14 protein-coding genes are annotated in these 14,971 nt (G+C 71.6%); 5 read left to right on the plus strand and 9 right to left on the minus strand.

The features are described 5' to 3' along the window. Nucleotides 1–151: 151 nt before the first annotated feature. Nucleotides 152–460, plus strand: a complete 309-nt coding sequence (locus AW273_RS15930) for a helix-turn-helix domain-containing protein (protein WP_062349094.1) — start codon at nucleotides 152–154, stop codon at nucleotides 458–460. Between the two features lie 8 nt (nucleotides 461–468). Here the strand turns inward: AW273_RS15930 and AW273_RS15935 are convergent, their stop codons facing one another. Next, nucleotides 469–1,065: a Maf family protein gene (locus tag AW273_RS15935; protein ID WP_232327446.1), complete on the minus strand. Its 597-nt coding sequence runs from the start codon at nucleotides 1,063–1,065 to the stop codon at nucleotides 469–471. Between the two features lie 108 nt (nucleotides 1,066–1,173). On the opposite strand from AW273_RS15935, the gene AW273_RS15940 reads away from it, so the two are divergent. Next, nucleotides 1,174–3,027 carry a CASTOR/POLLUX-related putative ion channel gene (locus AW273_RS15940; RefSeq protein ID WP_062349096.1) on the plus strand — a complete coding sequence of 618 codons (1,854 nt, stop codon included), beginning with the start codon at nucleotides 1,174–1,176 and terminating at the stop codon, nucleotides 3,025–3,027. Here AW273_RS15940 and AW273_RS15945 read toward each other — a convergent pair. Beyond that, the gene (locus AW273_RS15945) at nucleotides 3,024–3,617 is read right to left on the minus strand and encodes a DUF937 domain-containing protein (RefSeq protein ID WP_157555838.1); all 594 of its coding nucleotides are present in this window, start codon (nucleotides 3,615–3,617) and stop codon (nucleotides 3,024–3,026) included. The two genes, AW273_RS15940 and AW273_RS15945, sit on opposite strands and share 4 nt — an antisense overlap. A gap of 176 nt (nucleotides 3,618–3,793) precedes the next feature. On the opposite strand from AW273_RS15945, the gene AW273_RS15950 reads away from it, so the two are divergent. Beyond that, nucleotides 3,794–4,864 carry a methyltransferase domain-containing protein gene (locus AW273_RS15950; protein ID WP_198168167.1) on the plus strand — a complete coding sequence of 357 codons (1,071 nt, stop codon included), beginning with the start codon at nucleotides 3,794–3,796 and terminating at the stop codon, nucleotides 4,862–4,864. Here the strand turns inward: AW273_RS15950 and AW273_RS15955 are convergent, their stop codons facing one another. Together AW273_RS15955 and AW273_RS15960 are read right to left on the minus strand one after the other, a co-directional pair. Next, nucleotides 4,865–5,494 (minus strand): response regulator, encoded by a 630-nt coding sequence (locus AW273_RS15955; RefSeq protein ID WP_062349098.1) that lies wholly within the window; start codon nucleotides 5,492–5,494, stop codon nucleotides 4,865–4,867. It lies immediately after the preceding gene. After that, nucleotides 5,491–7,395, minus strand: coding sequence for a sensor histidine kinase (locus tag AW273_RS15960; RefSeq protein WP_062349099.1), 1,905 nt, complete (start codon nucleotides 7,393–7,395; stop codon nucleotides 5,491–5,493). Before AW273_RS15960 ends, AW273_RS15955 begins: the two co-directional genes overlap by 4 nt. 244 nt (nucleotides 7,396–7,639) lie before the next feature. Between AW273_RS15960 and AW273_RS15965 the strand changes: the two genes are divergently transcribed. Continuing rightward, entirely contained in the window at nucleotides 7,640–8,473 is an 834-nt protein-coding gene (locus tag AW273_RS15965) for a CPBP family glutamic-type intramembrane protease (protein WP_062349100.1), read from the plus strand. On the opposite strand, the gene ftsH is transcribed toward AW273_RS15965, so the two are convergent. The 3 genes from ftsH to AW273_RS15980 are packed head-to-tail and all read right to left on the minus strand — an operon-like array spanning nucleotide 8,443 to nucleotide 11,756. Beyond that, a complete protein-coding gene (gene ftsH / locus AW273_RS15970; RefSeq protein WP_232327447.1) occupies nucleotides 8,443–10,386 on the minus strand; it encodes an ATP-dependent zinc metalloprotease FtsH in 1,944 nt (647 codons plus the stop codon). The genes AW273_RS15965 and ftsH overlap by 31 nt on opposite strands. Before the next feature lie 27 nt (nucleotides 10,387–10,413). Next, nucleotides 10,414–10,908: a DUF1269 domain-containing protein gene (locus AW273_RS15975; RefSeq protein ID WP_062349101.1), complete on the minus strand. Its 495-nt coding sequence runs from the start codon at nucleotides 10,906–10,908 to the stop codon at nucleotides 10,414–10,416. Between the two features lie 56 nt (nucleotides 10,909–10,964). Further along, the gene (locus tag AW273_RS15980; protein WP_062349102.1) at nucleotides 10,965–11,756 is read right to left on the minus strand and encodes a hypothetical protein; all 792 of its coding nucleotides are present in this window, start codon (nucleotides 11,754–11,756) and stop codon (nucleotides 10,965–10,967) included. A gap of 221 nt (nucleotides 11,757–11,977) precedes the next feature. On the opposite strand from AW273_RS15980, the gene AW273_RS15985 reads away from it, so the two are divergent. After that, nucleotides 11,978–12,970, plus strand: coding sequence for a DUF3616 domain-containing protein (locus AW273_RS15985; protein WP_062349103.1), 993 nt, complete (start codon nucleotides 11,978–11,980; stop codon nucleotides 12,968–12,970). Here AW273_RS15985 and AW273_RS15990 read toward each other — a convergent pair. Both AW273_RS15990 and AW273_RS15995 read right to left on the minus strand, forming a co-directional pair. Beyond that, nucleotides 12,961–13,653, minus strand: a complete 693-nt coding sequence (locus AW273_RS15990) for an aminoacyl-tRNA hydrolase (protein WP_062349104.1) — start codon at nucleotides 13,651–13,653, stop codon at nucleotides 12,961–12,963. The two genes, AW273_RS15985 and AW273_RS15990, sit on opposite strands and share 10 nt — an antisense overlap. Then, nucleotides 13,650–14,924, minus strand: a complete 1,275-nt coding sequence (locus tag AW273_RS15995) for an MFS transporter (RefSeq protein WP_062349105.1) — start codon at nucleotides 14,922–14,924, stop codon at nucleotides 13,650–13,652. Before AW273_RS15995 ends, AW273_RS15990 begins: the two co-directional genes overlap by 4 nt. Between the last annotated feature and the right edge of the window lie 47 nt (nucleotides 14,925–14,971).

Below are 14,971 nucleotides of genomic sequence, written 5' to 3' on the forward strand. Positions count from 1 at the left end.
CTTGTACGGTTGCGCCGACACCGATTCGCAATCGATCCACTACGTTGAGTAAAGTCGCGGTCCGTGTACGGGTTCGAGATCGAAGCCGAAGTCCGGGCCTGGCTCACGGCGCTCACGGCCGCGCCGTCGAGATCTTCGAGAGGCAGGTGTGATGACCGGCTTCCACACCCGCTGGGTCCGTCCCAAGGAGCAGCCCGAGGACCCTGAGCGGATCGCCATCAGAGAGGCCCTGGCCTTCGGCAAGGCCCTCTACGACCGCCGCACCGAACTCGGCCTGTCAGTGCCGGAACTGGCCGAACGGGCCGGCATCGCGGCCGACGAGATCGAATGCATCGAAGAGGGCGGTACCACCCCGACGGTGGCGCTGCTACGGCTTCTCGCGGCGGCGCTCGACGCGGACGTGCGTCTCACGGCCGGGCACGACCTGGGTTCGGTCTGGTTCGAGGCCCATGCCGCCTGACGGCCGCGCTACCCGCGCGTCCACAACGAGGTGACCTCGACGCCCAGTTCGGCCAGCAGGCGGCGCACGAGAGGAAGCGAGATGCCCAGCACGTTGCCGTGGTCTCCCTCGATCCCCTCGACGAACCAGCCTCCGAGCCCGTCGAGGGTGAAGGCGCCCGCGACCCGCAGCGGCTCGCCGCTCGCCACGTAGGCCGTGATCTCGGCCTCCGACGGGGTGCCGAAGCGCACGGTCGTCGCGCACGTCTCGGCGGCCTCGCGGCCCGAGGGCAGGTCGATCACGCTGTGGCCGGTCAGCAGGCGTCCGGTTCGTCCTCGCATGGAGAGCCACCGTTCCGTAGCCTCGCCGGTCGACGCGGGTTTCCCGTAGGCCACCCCGTCGAGCTCCAGCACGGAGTCGCAGCCGATCACCAGCGCCGGGCCCGAAATCGTCTCGGCGACCGCTCTGGCCTTGGCTTTCGCCAGTACCAAGGCGAGGTCGGACGGGGTCGGAGCGGTGATCGCCGACTCGTCGACGCCGCTGACGACGACTTTGGGCTCCAGCCCGGCGGCGCGCAGAACGCCGAGGCGGGCCGGGGAGGCGGAGGCGAGAATGAGCTCGGTCACGTCAGCCCACCTTAGTCCCGAAGTCCTTTTCATCGTTTGTCAACCGATATGCGGGCTGATGGTCATGAGGAGTACCTTGTCCGGGTTGATCGGCGGCGGGGAGGCCACGTGGCGAAGGCGAGTGTGCGCGAGAGGGCGCGGTACTGGTTCGACAACACCATGTCGCGGGGGACCGGGGCGCTGATCGGCTGGCTGGCCGCGTTCTGCGCCGCCCTGGTCGTCGGGGCGGCGATGCTGGCCGTCTGGCTGACGCCGGGCGAGATCGAGAACGGGGTGCCGGGCGCGCTCTGGGCCTCGCTGATGCGCACGCTCAGCCCCGGGAAGATCGCCTCCGACCAGGGCACCGCGCCCTATCTGGCCATCATGCTCACCGCCTCGCTCGGCGGCCTGTTCTTCGTCTCGCTGTTCGTCGGCCTGCTCTCGGCCGGCCTCAAGACCAAGGTCGAAGACCTGCGCAAGGGCCGGTCGCGGATCATCGAGTCGCAGCACACCGTCGTCCTGGGCTGGTCCGACCAGGTCTTCACGATCGTCGCCGAGCTCGTGAAGGCCCGGGAGCAGAAGTCGGTGATCGCGATCCTCGCCGACAAGGACAAGGTCTCGATGGAGGACGACCTCCGCGCCCGCATCCCCGACACCGGACGGGTCCGCGTCGTCTGCCGGACCGGCCGTCCGACCGAGTCGGCCGACCTCGACCTGATGAACCTCGGCGCGGCCCGGTCGATCGTCGTGTTGTCGCCTTCGGGGGACGATCCCGACGCCCACGTCATCAAGACCCTGCTCGCGCTGGCCAAGCGCCGGGGCGACCATCCGCCGGTCGTGGCCGCCATCGCCGACTCGGGCAACATGGCGGCGGCGCGGCTGGCGGGCGGGCCGGGCGTGCACCTGGTCGACTCCGACGACACGGCCGCGCGGCTCATCGTGCAGTCGTCGCGTCAGTCGGGCATGTCGGTCGTCTGCATGGACCTGCTCAACTTCGACGACGGCGAGATCTATCTGCGCAGGGTGCCCTCGCTCACGGGAAGGACCTACGGCCAGGCGCTCGGCGCGTTCGAGAACGCGACGCTCATCGGCCTGAAGAGGGCGACGGGCGTCGAGCTCAACCCGTCCACCGAGACGGTCATCGCCGAAGGCGACGACGTCATCGTCATCGCCCAGGACGACTCCACGATCGACCTCGCGGCGCGACCGGCCGCCGTCGACGAGACGGCGATCGTGCAGGCGGGCCGTACCAGGCTGGAACCCGAGCGCACACTGGTGCTCGGGTGGAACGGCCGCGCGAGCACGATCGTGCGTTACCTCGACGGCTATGTCGCACCGGGGTCGGTGCTCGACGTGGCGGCGGGACATCCCGACGCGGGCTCCGGCCTGGGCGGGCTGCGCAACCTCACGCTGAACGTGAAGGAGTGCGAGACCACCGACCGCTACGCCCTCGAATCGCTCAGCGTCGGCCTCTACCAGCACGTCATCGTCCTGTCGGACGACCGCTTCGAGCCCCACCACGCCGACACGCGCACGCTGATGTCGCTGCTGCAACTGCGCGACATGCAGACCGTCATGCACGAGCGATACTCGATCGTCAGCGAGATGCACGACGAGAACAACCGCGAACTCGCCGAGGTCACCGAGGCCGACGACATCGTCATCAGCGACACCGTCATCGGCCTGCTGCTCGCGCAACTGGCCGAGAACCGGCACCTGTCGGAGGTGTTCGGCTACCTCTTCGACTCGCGCGGCTCGGAGATCTACCCGAGACCCGCGAGCGACTACGTCACCGAGGGCCGTCCCGTCACGTTCGCGACGGTGATCGAGTCGGCCCGCCGCAGAGGCGAGACGGCCATCGGCTACCGGAGGGCGGCCCGCGTCAGCGAGGCGCCCCACTTCGGCGTCGTGCTCAACCCTGCCAAGTCGGCCGAGCTCGTGTTCGAGGCCGGTGACAAGGTGATAGTGCTGGCGGAGCGTTAGACGCGCTGGCCCCGCTGCGGCTTGTTCTTCGGCTTGGCACCACCCTGCGCCTGAGCGCCACCGAAGATCTTGCCGAGGACACCGCTGAGCATGTCGCCGAAGCTGCTCGTGCTCATCGCCGACTCCTGGCGGCGGAGCTCACGGGCCATCGCCGTGGCGTCCATGTGGTTGGCGTCGATCCGCTGGGCCATCATGGCCATCGCCATCGGCGCGACCATGGCCATCATCTTCATGATGGCGCCCGAGTTCATGCCCATGAACTGGGCGATGCCCTCGGCGGCCTGACGGCTGCCGGGGACCCCGAGGACGTGGGCCAGGATGCGCTGGCCGTCCTGGTCGTTCGCCAGGGCGGCGATGTCCCGGAAGGGCTCGGCGGCCGAGTGGTCGTCCATGGCGGCACGCAGCGACTGGGCCCCCTTGGGCTCGCCGCAGTTGCGGGCCATGCCGCAGATGACGGTGGCCAGACAGGCCTGGATGGCCGGCTTGGCGGACTCGGCGTCGGTCCCCAGCAGGGACGCCATCTGCTGGATCCCCTGCGGGCCCAGCTTGGAGATGATCTCTTCGTGCATCGACTGACTCGACTGACTCACGGTCGGTTCTCCCCCGTTTCAGAAGTGTTCCGCGAGTGATCTGCCCCGCCCGATTTAGGGGTAATGCCTGCTTTGCACCAAATCAACGCTTTCGCCGCCGAGCGAGGGGACGCCCCCATGAACTGGCCTGAGCACGCACGCCGTCTCGCCGACCAGGTGACCCATCCCGGCTCCCGGTGGCGGGAGGCGGTCGCCGGACGCCGCGCCACCTGCTGGTGCCCGCCTGGTGGCGGCCGGACGCCGAAGGGTGGGCCGCCGTGCGAGGGTCGTCCGACGAGGACGCCTGGCTCCGGCACGCCTACGCCGACCAGACCCTGGTCACCCGGATCGGGGAACTGCACGCCGACGACGCCGCCGAGGGGCGGACGGCGCGCGGCCGGCCCACGTCGTCGTCGACGCTGCCGGGACTGGTGCTGAACATGTTCCGGCACGCCCGCATCGGCGCGGGCGACCGCGTGCTCGACGTCGGCACGGGCAGCGGATACGGCACCGCGCTGCTCTGCCGGCTGCTGGGCCACGGCCGCGTCACCTCGATCGACGTCGAACGCCGTCTGGTCGACGTGGCGACGGCCCGCCTCGCCGAGCTGGGCCACCGGCCCCAGATGGTGAACGGCGACGCCACGACGCCGCTGCCCGGCGAGTACGACCGGATCGTGGCCACCGTCGCGGTCCGGCCGATCCCGGCGGCGTGGCTGGCGGCGCTGCCGACCGGCGGCCGGTTCGCCACGACGATCACGAACACCAGCCTGATCGTCACCGGCGTCAAGACCCCCGACGGTGGCGCGGCCGGCCGGGTCGAGCGCGACTGGGCGATGTTCATGACCACGCGTACCGGCACCGACTACCCGCCCCGCCTGGCCGGGCGGGTGGCGGCGGCCCGGGTGGCCGAGGGCGATGAGGTGACGACCGCCCGGTTCCCGATCCTGAACCTCATGGACGCGTGGGAGATCCGCAGCATGCTGGAGGTCGGCGTCCCGGACATCGAACACGTCCACACCGAGGACGGCGGCGTCCGGACGGCCCTCATGGTGCACGAGGACGGATCGTGGGCCCGCGCCGAGTCCGCCGGAGGCGAGCCGGCCACGGTCCACCAGGGCGGGCCGCGGCGCCTGTGGGACGAACTCGACCGGGTGCGCGATTACTGGCTCCAGCACGGAGCCCTGCCCCTCTACGGCGCCGAGGCCGCGGTCTCCCCCGACGGGACGATCCACCTGAGGCGGGGACGGTGGTCGGCCACCATCGGGTGATCAGGTGCCGAGTCCGGCCTGCCTGGCCCTGACCACCGCCTGGGCGCGGTCGGCCACCTGGAGCTTGGCGAAGACGCTCGTCAGGTGGTTCTTCACGGTCTTCAGGCTGAGGAACAGCGCCCTGGCGATCTCGGCGTTGGTCTTGCCGTTGGCCAGCAGGTCGAGGATCTCGCGCTCCCGCTGGGTCAGCTCGGGGAAGGGACCGGTGCCGGGGCCGGTCGTCAGGAAACGACGGATGCGCCTGGCCACGGCGGGGCCGTAGACGGCCTCGCCCCTGGCGACCGCGCTGACGGCGGCGAGGAAGTCCTCGCCGCCCGTTCCCTTCAGCACGTAGCCCCGGGCGCCGGCGCGGAGCGCGGCGAAGACCGACGCGTCGTCCTCGGACATGGTCAGCACCAATACGCCCAGGTCGGGGCGCTGGTCGACGAGGCGCCTCGTGGCCTCCAGGCCGCCCACGCCGGGCATCACGAGGTCCATGACGACGACGTCCGGGTTCAGGGACAGCGCGAGCTCGACGGCCTCCTCGCCGTCGGAGGCCTCCCCGACGACCTCTGCGCCGCCCACCTGCTCCAGGAGGGCACGCAGGCCGTGTCTGAGGAGGGGGTGGTCGTCGGCGAGGAGTACTTTCACAGCGGGAGCACCGCCTTCACTGTCGTGCCGTTCGTCGAGGTCCGGCGCAGGGTGCCGCCGAGTTCGGCCGCCCGCTCGCGCATGCTGCCGCTGCCGACTCCCTCGACGAGGGGGTCGGGCAGGCCGCAGCCGTCGTCGGTGACGGTCACCGTCAATTGTCCGTCCTCGGCGGTCGCGCTGATGTCGATGTGGTCGGCCCGCGCGTGCTTCAGGGAATTGGCCAGCGCCTCCTGGACGATCCGGTAGGCCGCCACCTCCACCGCCGCCGAGAGTTCCGGCAGGTCGCACACGGTGACGGTGACCTGGGGGCCGATCGTGTCCAACGCCAGGTCTTCCAGCGCGCCGGCCAGTCCGAGTTCGTCCAGAGCCGGTGGACGCAGGCCCTGGACGATCCTCCGGACGTCCGCGACCAGCGTCTGGGTCAGCTCGCGCACGTTCCTGACCTCCTCGCCGGGGGTCGCCGCCTCGATGAGGTACAGGCCGATGCCGATCGCGGCCAGCCCGGGGCCGAGGCCGTCGTGCAGGTCGCGGCGCAGGCGGCGGCGCTCCTCCTCGCGGGCCTTGACCAGGTCGGCGCGTGACTCGCGCACCTCGCGCGCCAGCCGGGCCGCCGCCAGCGCGACCGCCAGGTGCCGGGCCAGGTCGGTGAGCACGGCCAGGTCGGCACGGGACAGCGGCTCCCCCGGCGAGCGCGGGGCCGCTCTCAACTCGCCCTCGTGGCGCCCGCTCGCCGTCAGGGGGAGCTGTACGGCTCCGCCCACCCTCCGGCCGGTCTCGGACACGGTCACCCCGTCGGCCGACACCACCGCCACCCACGGCAACCGCAGGGTCGAGGCGACCGTTTCGGCCGCGTCGTCGAGGAGACGGGTGGGGTCGGCGGCGGCCTCAAGGCGTACACCCAACTGGTTGAGCGCGGTGACCGGGTCGCCGCGGTGGCCGAACAACCACCGGCCCACCGCCTTCTGCAGCGCGGCCCGCAGCGGCGCGAACGCGACCGCGACCACGGCGGTGGCGACGAGGGTCTCGGTCGAGGCCACGAGCGCGTGGGCGGTGGCGACGACGCCGAGGTAGACAGCCAGCAGCAGGCCGGTGAGAAGGGTGTAGACGACGGTCCGGCGCAGCAGGACCTCGATGTCGAACAGCCGGTAGCGGAAGATCGAGACGGCCGTGGCGACGGGGACGAGCGGCAGCGCCACGGCCAGCAGCGCCACCCCGATCTGCGGCTCGGCGGCCAGCAGGGAGTCGGCGATCACCGCCGCCACGAGGGTCACCACGGCCGCGAAGACGGGCAGCAGCCGCCGCAGGTCCCGCCGCAGCCGGGTGGCCAGCGCCGCCGCGCCGCCGATGCCCAGGACCGTCACGACGACGGCGAAGGCGGTGCTGACGTAGGGATCGGTCGCGACGAGGCCGACGGGGTTCGGGCGCTCGCTGCCCCAGACCCAGATGTGGTCGCGCAGCATGAGCACGGCGTGCAGCCCCACGAGCGCGGCGATCATGAGGCCGGCCGGGAGGCGCCAGCGCCTCGACGGGAGGCGGCCGTCGGGCAGGTAGAGCGGAAGCAGCAGCAACGACCCGAACCCGGTCAGGAACACCCAGTTCGTGATCCAGCCCGCGACGAGGGTGCCGGGCCAGCCGTGCGCCTCCCCGAAGGCGGCGTAACCACCGGCCAGCGCCTGGAGCGCGAGCCCGGCGCCGCCGAGGCAGAAGAGCCAGCCGACCGGGTGGCGGGGGCGGGCGGTGACGATGAGCGCGCCGGTCAGGGGGTAGGTGAGACCGACGATGGCGTCCAGGACGAGGTAGTCGGTGTCGGCGTGCTCGACGCCGGCGGTCAGGACGACACCGACGACGACGGCGGCCGCGCAGAGCACGGGCACGATCCAGGGCCATCGGACGGTCGGCATGCGCCAATTGTCAGGGATATCCGCAGGTGAGGGAATGGGACCAGGGTCCCGTGGACCCCGGGACCCTGGGCGCTCCGAGGTGCGCTCGGCTGGGGAGTGCCGCGGATTCAATGCGCGGCCGGCTGCGGACTTCTCCGAACCTGAAGGTGCGGCCCGACCCACGCCGATCCGACCGCATGTCCGGGACTCTGACGGGACCGTGCGTTCAGGCGGCCGGGACCGGCGGCCGCGTCTGCTTGCTTCCGTGAAAACCGATGTATCCCGGCAGCTCACCACGTTCGCCGTCGTCCTGCCCGTCCTCGTGCTCCCCGCCGTCGCCTTCGCCGTCTCCCAGGGGGTCGACCTCGACCACATCGGGGAGGCGCCGATTCTCGTCCAGCTCGCCCTCTACGGTCAGGCGCTCGCCCCGGCGATCGCCGCCGCCGTCGCCTTCCGGGGGCGCGGGTTTCCGTGGGGGTTCGTCAAGGTCCCGCCGAGGACACTGCTGGCGGCCTGGGCGATCCCCGTCATCGGGGTCGGCCTCGCCTACGGCACGGGATGGCTCACCGGGCTGGCCTCGTTCGGCGCCGACGGGCTGCCGATGCCGCCCCTGCTCCTCGTGGTCGTGGGGCTCGTTCCCGGGCTGGTCCCGTATCTGGTGCTGGCGCTGGGCGAACAACTCGGGTGGAGTTCGTTCCTCGTCACGCGGCTCGGGGAGCGCCACTCCGCCGACGTCGTCGCGGTCGTCGTCGGGGTCGCGTGGGCGCTGTTCCACGTGCCGCTGATGCTGTTCGTGCCGGGGGCCGTGGAGCCGGGCGTGCCGCTGGCCTACGCGCTGCTCTGGTTCACCGTGCAGACGATCGTGCTGGCGTTTCCGCTGGTCTGGTTCCGGCTCCGGACCGGGTCGATCTGGCCGGTGCTGGTCGTGCACGCCACGCTCAACGCCGCGACCTACTTCGTCGGGCAGGCCATGACCCAGCCGCGGTCTCCCTGGCTGCTGGGCGAGGGCGGGGTGCTGACGACCGCCGGGCTCGCCGTGGGGGTGGCGGTGACCGCGCGGTGGTGGCGTCAGTCGCGGGTCAGCCCGGCCGCGGCGTAGGCGTCGGCCTCGTCGAGGGTCTCCTGGTCGAGCAGGGCCGCGACGATGCCCTCCAGGCGGTGGCGGTTGTCGGAGATGAGGCGCTGCGCGTCGGCGTAGCACTCGTCGACGATGCGCCTGGCCTCGTCGTCGACGGAGGCCAGGGTGGCCGACGCGGCCTGCGGCGGGCCCTCGGTCGGGAGGATGGTCAGCGGGCCGATCAGCGGGGACATGCCCCAGCGGCCGACCATGCCGCGGGCGATCGAGGTGACCTGTTCGAGGTCGTTCTCGGCGCCCGTGGTCACGATGCCGAACACCACCTGCTCGGCGGCCATGCCGCCCAGCGCGCCGGTGATGCGGCCGCGCAGGTAGCGCTCGTCGTAGGCGTACCTGTCGTCCTCCGGGGTCGACAGGGTCACGCCGAGGGCGCGCCCACGGGGGATGATGGAGATCTTGCGGACGGGGTCGGCGCCCGGCAGCAGCATGCCCAGGAGGGCGTGGCCCGCCTCGTGGTAGGCGGTGCGGGTGCGTTCCTCCTCCGGCATCACGATGGCGCGGGCCGTGCCGAGCTGGAGCTTCTCCAGGGCGTCGGCGAAGTCGGCCGGAGTGACGGCGTTGTGGCCGCGGCGGGCGGCCAGCAGCGCGGCCTCGTTGACGAGGTTGGCGAGGTCGGCGCCGGTCATGCCGGGTGTGCTCTTGGCGATGGCCGGGAGCTGCACCGCCGGCGACAGCGGCACGCCGCGGGTGTGGACGCGCAGGATCGCGATGCGGCCCTGCTGGTCGGGGGGCGCGACGACGATGTTGCGGTCGAAGCGGCCGGGCCGCAGCAGCGCCGGGTCGAGGACCTCCGGACGGTTGGTGGCGGCGATGACGATGACGCCCTCGTTGCCGGTGAAGCCGTCCATCTCGGTCAGGACCTGGTTGAGGGTCTGCTCCCGCTCGTCGTGGCCCCCTATGGTCGAGGCTCCCCGGGTCCGCCCGATGGCGTCGATCTCGTCGATGAAGACGATCGACGGGGCCACCTTCCTGGCCTCGTCGAACAGCTCCCGCACGCGGGAGGCGCCGACGCCGACGATCATCTCGATGAACTCCGAGGCGCTGGCCGAGAAGAACGGCACGCTCGCCTCTCCGGCGACCGCCCGCGCGAGCAGGGTCTTGCCGGTGCCCGGCGGGCCCGTCAGCAGCACGCCCTTCGGCAACTTGGCCCCCAGGCGGCGGTACTTCCCCGGCTCCTTCAGGTAGTCGACGATCTCGACGAGCTCGTTCTCGACCTCGTCGATGCCGGCGACGTCGCTGAAGTCGACCCGGACCTTGCCGCTCTCCACCGGTTTGGCCGCGCGGTTGCGGCCGATGCCGCCGAAGCCGCCGCCCCCGCCCATCATGTTGCCGGCCCGCCGCATCAGCCACACCCACACGCCCGCGAGCAGCAGGATGGGCAGCAGGGACAACACCAGGTTCCAGAAGGTGCCGCGCTGGTCGTCGGCGGGTTCGGCCTGGATGGTCACGTTCTGCTGGCTGAGCTGCTGGAAGATCTGTTCCTGGTTGGCGAAGACCGGCACCACCGTGGAGAACTTGGTGAAGGTGTCGCCCTGCTTGTCGCCGGGGATCGGCTGCGCCTTCTTCAGGTCGCCCTGGATGGACAGGCCGGTGGCGTAGATGTCCTTGACGTTCCCGCCGTTCACCTGCCGGGCGAACTCGGTGTAGGAGATCGTCTGCCGGGGCTGGCCGTCGAAGAACGAGCTGACGATGAAGAAGGCCGCGTAGGTGAGCGCCATGGTCAGCGCGAACCGCCACCAGTTGATCTTCGGGCGGTTCGGCTTGGGCGGGGGCAGTCCTTCGGACCGCCAGGGCTTCGCCTCGTCCCCGCTCTTCTCGGGACGGCTGTCCGGGCGGTCGCGGTCGCCCTCCCGGAAGTCGTTCGGCGGCTCACCCACGTCGGCTCCTCGGCTCGATGGCAGGCGTCAGTGGTGGCGGGCCGCCTCGATGGCCTCCTTGAGCTGGTTCTCGGCCTCCTGCGTCAGGGACGTGTGGATGATGCGGCCGCCCATGGGCGCGACCTGGGGCAGCACCTTGTCGCGGGTGCTGTCCTCGACGAGCAGGAACAGGGCGGCGCCGCCCGGCTTGAGGCCTTCGGCGACGTCCTTCATGAACTTGTCGTCGACGCCGATGTCGGTCTTCGCGCCGACCAGGGCGCCGGTGGCGGCGCCGACGGCCGCGCCGACCAGCGGCATGAAGAAGATGAGGCCGATCAGGCCGCCCCACAACGCGCCGCCGGCCGCGCCGGTCGCGGCCATGTTGACGGCGGGTTTCATCTTGATCTTGCCCTCGGCCGTGTGCTCGACGATGGCGGCGTCGGTGAGCGTGATCAGGTGCTCCTGCTGCAACTGGAACAGCTTGTCCCTGACCTTGACGGCGGTACCGAGGTCGTCATACGCGATGGCGATCAACGTGGCCATGATGGAACTCCCCCCGAAGTCCGGATAGGGGGATATTTCCCCAGATGGGACCCCGTCTAAAGCACCTTGATCTTGCTCATCACCGTATTGATGTCGCGGTAGCTCTTCTTCTGGCTGTCCGGGACGCTGATGAAGACCAGCGCGGGCTTGGCGCCGGGCACGTCCACGAGGGCGATCGCGGCGGTCGACTTCCGCTTGTCACCCTTGATCGTGTAGTTGACGTCGTAGCCGAGCACCCAGGCCGGGCGGTCGTCGATCTCGGTCAGGTCGGCGGACGTCCACTTGATGGTGGCGCCGGCCGGGTGGTGGTTGAGCGTCCACCGGGCGGCCAGGAAGGCGGTGTCCTTCAGGTCGTCCTGCACCTCGATCGGCACCGGGCAGGAGACCAGCAGGCCCCGGTAGGCCGAGCCCTTGACCTTGGGCAACTGCTGGCGGGACGCGAACGGCGAGGCCGAGGCCAGATCCCAGTCGCCGGCGAACCGGGGGAAGGCCACGCCCGAGCGCTCGTCCTTGATCGAGCCACGGATCTTGCTCGCCTTGCCCGCGAAGGTCCGCAGCTTCTCTTGGCCGTCGGGGAGTTCGGGGACGCGGGGGTCGTCGAGCGCGTCGGTCATCGCGGTCGACAGCGGGCTGACCGAGGGGGACGGCGACGGGCTCGGGAGCACCGGCGAGGGCGAGGGCGGGGGCGGGGCCGCGGTCGTCGCGGCGACCGTGACGGGGTCGGCCTTGGGGGCGGGCGCGGCGGCGGCCTCACCGGGCTCGTCGCGGGTGACGACCACCGCGGCGGTCACCACGCCCACGGCGGCCACGACCGTGACGACGGCGGCGGTCCGGTAGACGAGCCGCATGGGCAGATCGCCCAGACCTTTGGTCGACGGCGGCGGTGGAGGGTCCGGGATCGTGATCTTCGGTAACGGGCTGGTCTCCGCTTCCGCCGCAACGTACGAAGGAGTGGCCTTCGTCCCATAGTCCCCAGGTGGCACGTCGGCGAGCGTACGGCAAATCACGGCAATTGGGGTGCGATAGCCATCACACTTCGGGAACGAGGTTTGCGGCTCATAATGACTGGGTGCAGGTAGAGCTCCGGTTCGCCCCGGGATCGGCGATCCATCACGATCTTTCCGCCGTGCGACAGGACGGCCGGTGTCTCTGGGTCGCCGGAGACGAGTGGGCGGGGGTCGAACGCCTCACGTGGCGCGACGGCGCCTTCCAGGATCACCGGACGTTCCGGCTGGCCGAGTTCGTCGACCTGCCCGCCGGTCCCGACGAGGAAGCCGACATCGAGGGCCTGGCCCGCGCCGACGGCTGGCTCTGGGCCGTCGGCTCCCACAGCCTCAAGCGCAAGCGGGTGAAACCCGGCCAGAACGGCGACAAGGCCCGCAAGCGGCTGGCCACGGTCGTGCGCGAGGAGAACCGCTTCGTCCTGGTACGCCTCCCTCTCGTCGACCGCGACGGCCTGCCCGTACCGGTGCTGAGAGACGGCACACGGCGAGCCGCCATCCTGAGCGGGCCGGGACGCAACCTGGCCGACATGCTCGAACACGACCCCCACCTCGCGCCGTTCCTGCGGCTGCCGGGCAAGGACAACGGCGTCGACATCGAGGGCATCGCGGTCATCGGCGAGCGCGTGTTCGTCGGCCTGCGCGGGCCGGTCCTGCGCGGCTGGGCGGTCATCCTGGAGATCCGCCCCGAACCCGACCCCCACGACGGGAGCCGGTTGCGCTTCGCGCCGGTCGGCGACGCCCGTTACCGCACCCACTTCGTCGACCTCGACGGCCTGGGCATCCGCGACCTGTGCCCGATCGGCGAGGAGATCCTGATCCTGGCCGGGCCCACCATGACCCACGACGGCCCGGTGAAGATCGTGCGCTGGACGCCCGGCAACGGCTTCGCCGACCCGCCGATCCACGTCGCCGACCTCACGACGGGGGTCGGCGACGACCGTCCCGAGGGTCTGGCGCTGCTGGGCAACGGGCAACTGATGATCGTCCACGACAGCCCGTCGCCCCTGCGGCTGACGCCGGAAGGGGTCTGGGCCGACGTGCTGACCGTTCAGGGGTGACGCAGCGGGCCCCGGCCCGCCGGGCGGAAGCCGCCCTCGCGCAGCCACGGCGCGGTGGCGACGACCGTCACCGAGCCCGGCGCGATCTCGGTGAACCCGGCGTCGCGGACGGCCGGCAGGTCGGCCTCGGCCAGCTTGGCCCAGTCGTAGGGGCTGGCGGTCCGGACCGAAACCGCGAACCCGATCTCCCGCCAGGCCGCCCGGTCGGACGGCCCGGTCGCCCACCACGCGAGCTGGGCGGCGTGCCCGGCCTGGGCCATCGCCTTGCCTGCGGTCATCTCCAGGTGGGGGTTGATCCACAACACGCACGGCGCGCCGGGAGGCCCCGGCGGCTCGGGGTCGTCGAGGTCGGTGCCGGACACCTGCAGCCGCGACAGGTCTTTGGGCCAGCCGTCGAGCGGGATGGGCGGGTGGACGCGGACGAGAGCGGTTCCGGCGGTCACCGTCTCGCCGGGGAGCTGGAGCACCCGCGTCCATTCGGCGCCGCGGGCCCGGCGGACCACCTTGCGGATGCCCTGGCTCTCCCAGCCCCTGACGGCCTGGGCCCATTCGCCCTCGCCGCCCGATCGGTGGTCGTCGACCATGCGAAGCACGGCCAGCGCGGCGGCTTCAAGCGCGTCGGTACGCCGTGGCGGGGTCGCCCGTTCGATCCGGACCACCAGCGGCAGCACGTATTGGCTCACCTGCCAATACTGCCAGCCCCGCGCGCGATCCGTATCGACATGACGGCGGCGAGCGCGCAGAGCCCGCCCGACACGTACCAGGCGAGGTCGTAGGTGCCGAGGTGGTCGCGGGTCACCCCGGCCAGGGTCGCCGCGAAGGCCGCGCCGATCTGGTGGGAGGCGAAGACCCAGCCGAACACGATCGGCCCGTCGTCGCCGTAGATCTTGCGGCAGAGCGCCACCGTCGGGGGGACCGTGGCCACCCAGTCGAGGCCGTAGAAGACGATGAACACGATCATGCTCGGGTGGGCGGAGTCGCTGAACAACTGGGGCAGGACCAGCAGCGACGCGCCCCGCAGGGCGTAGTAGACGCCCAGCAGCACCCGCGCGTCGACGCGGTCGCTCAGCCAGCCCGACAGGATCGTCCCGGCGATGTCGAAGATCCCGATGACGGCCAGCAGCGACGCCGCGACCGGTTCGGCCATGCCGTGGTCGTGGGCGGCCGGGATGAAGTGGGTGCCGACCAGCCCGTTGGTCGACGCGCCGCAGATGGCGAACCCGCCGGCCAGATACCAGAACGACCGGGTCCGGGCGGCCTCGCGCAGGGTCCGCAGCGCCCGCGTGGCCGGTCCGACCGTGGCGGGGACGGGGGGCGGCGGGGGCTCGGTGGCGCCGTACGGAAGCAGCCCGACGTCGGCGGGGTGGTCGCGCAGCAGGAAGAAGACCAGCGGCACCACCGCCAGCGCCGAAGCCGCCACGACCAGCGCGGCGGTCCGCCAGCCGCTTCCCTCGACGAGCAGCGCGAGCACCGGCAGGAAGACGAGCTGCCCGGTCGCGCCGCCGGCGGTCAGGATGCCGGTCACCAGGCCCCGGCTGCGCACGAACCACCGCTGGGTCAGCGTCGCGGCGAAGACCAGCGCCATCGAACCGGTGCCCAGCCCGACGAGCACGCCCCAGCAGAGCACGAGCTGCCAGCTCGCGGTCATGAAGACGGTCACGCCGCTGCCGAGGGCGACCAGCGCGAGGGCGTAGGTGACGACCCTGCGCATGCCGAAGCGGTCCATCAGGGCGGCGGCGAAGGGGGCGGTCAGGCCGTAGAACATCAGGTTGATCGACACGGCGAACCCGATGGTGCCGCGCGACCAGCCGAACTCGTCCTGCAGCGGCGTGATGAGGACGCCGGGCGTGGCCCGGAACCCGGCCGCGCCGATGATCGCGATCAGGGCGATGCCGCCCACGATCCAGGCCCGGTGCACGCGTGCGGGCCGGGTCTGCCCCCGAGTGATGGTCATGCCGGACATCCTGCCGAGCGGGCCTCGAACGCCACTAGTGGCCGATA

The sequence above is a fragment of the Herbidospora yilanensis genome (assembly GCF_001570565.1).
Lineage (GTDB): Bacteria > Actinomycetota > Actinomycetes > Streptosporangiales > Streptosporangiaceae > Herbidospora > Herbidospora yilanensis.

Coding starts and splice junctions, on each gene's coding strand:
- AW273_RS15975 (WP_062349101.1), bottom strand. CDS start 10,908: ATGGCCACGTTGATCGCCATCGCGTATGACGACCTCGGTACCGCCGTC.
- AW273_RS15995 (WP_062349105.1), bottom strand. CDS start 14,924: ATGACCATCACTCGGGGGCAGACCCGGCCCGCACGCGTGCACCGGGCC.
- AW273_RS15930 (WP_062349094.1), top strand. CDS start 152: ATGACCGGCTTCCACACCCGCTGGGTCCGTCCCAAGGAGCAGCCCGAG.
- AW273_RS15960 (WP_062349099.1), bottom strand. CDS start 7,395: ATGCCGACCGTCCGATGGCCCTGGATCGTGCCCGTGCTCTGCGCGGCC.
- AW273_RS15980 (WP_062349102.1), bottom strand. CDS start 11,756: ATGCGGCTCGTCTACCGGACCGCCGCCGTCGTCACGGTCGTGGCCGCC.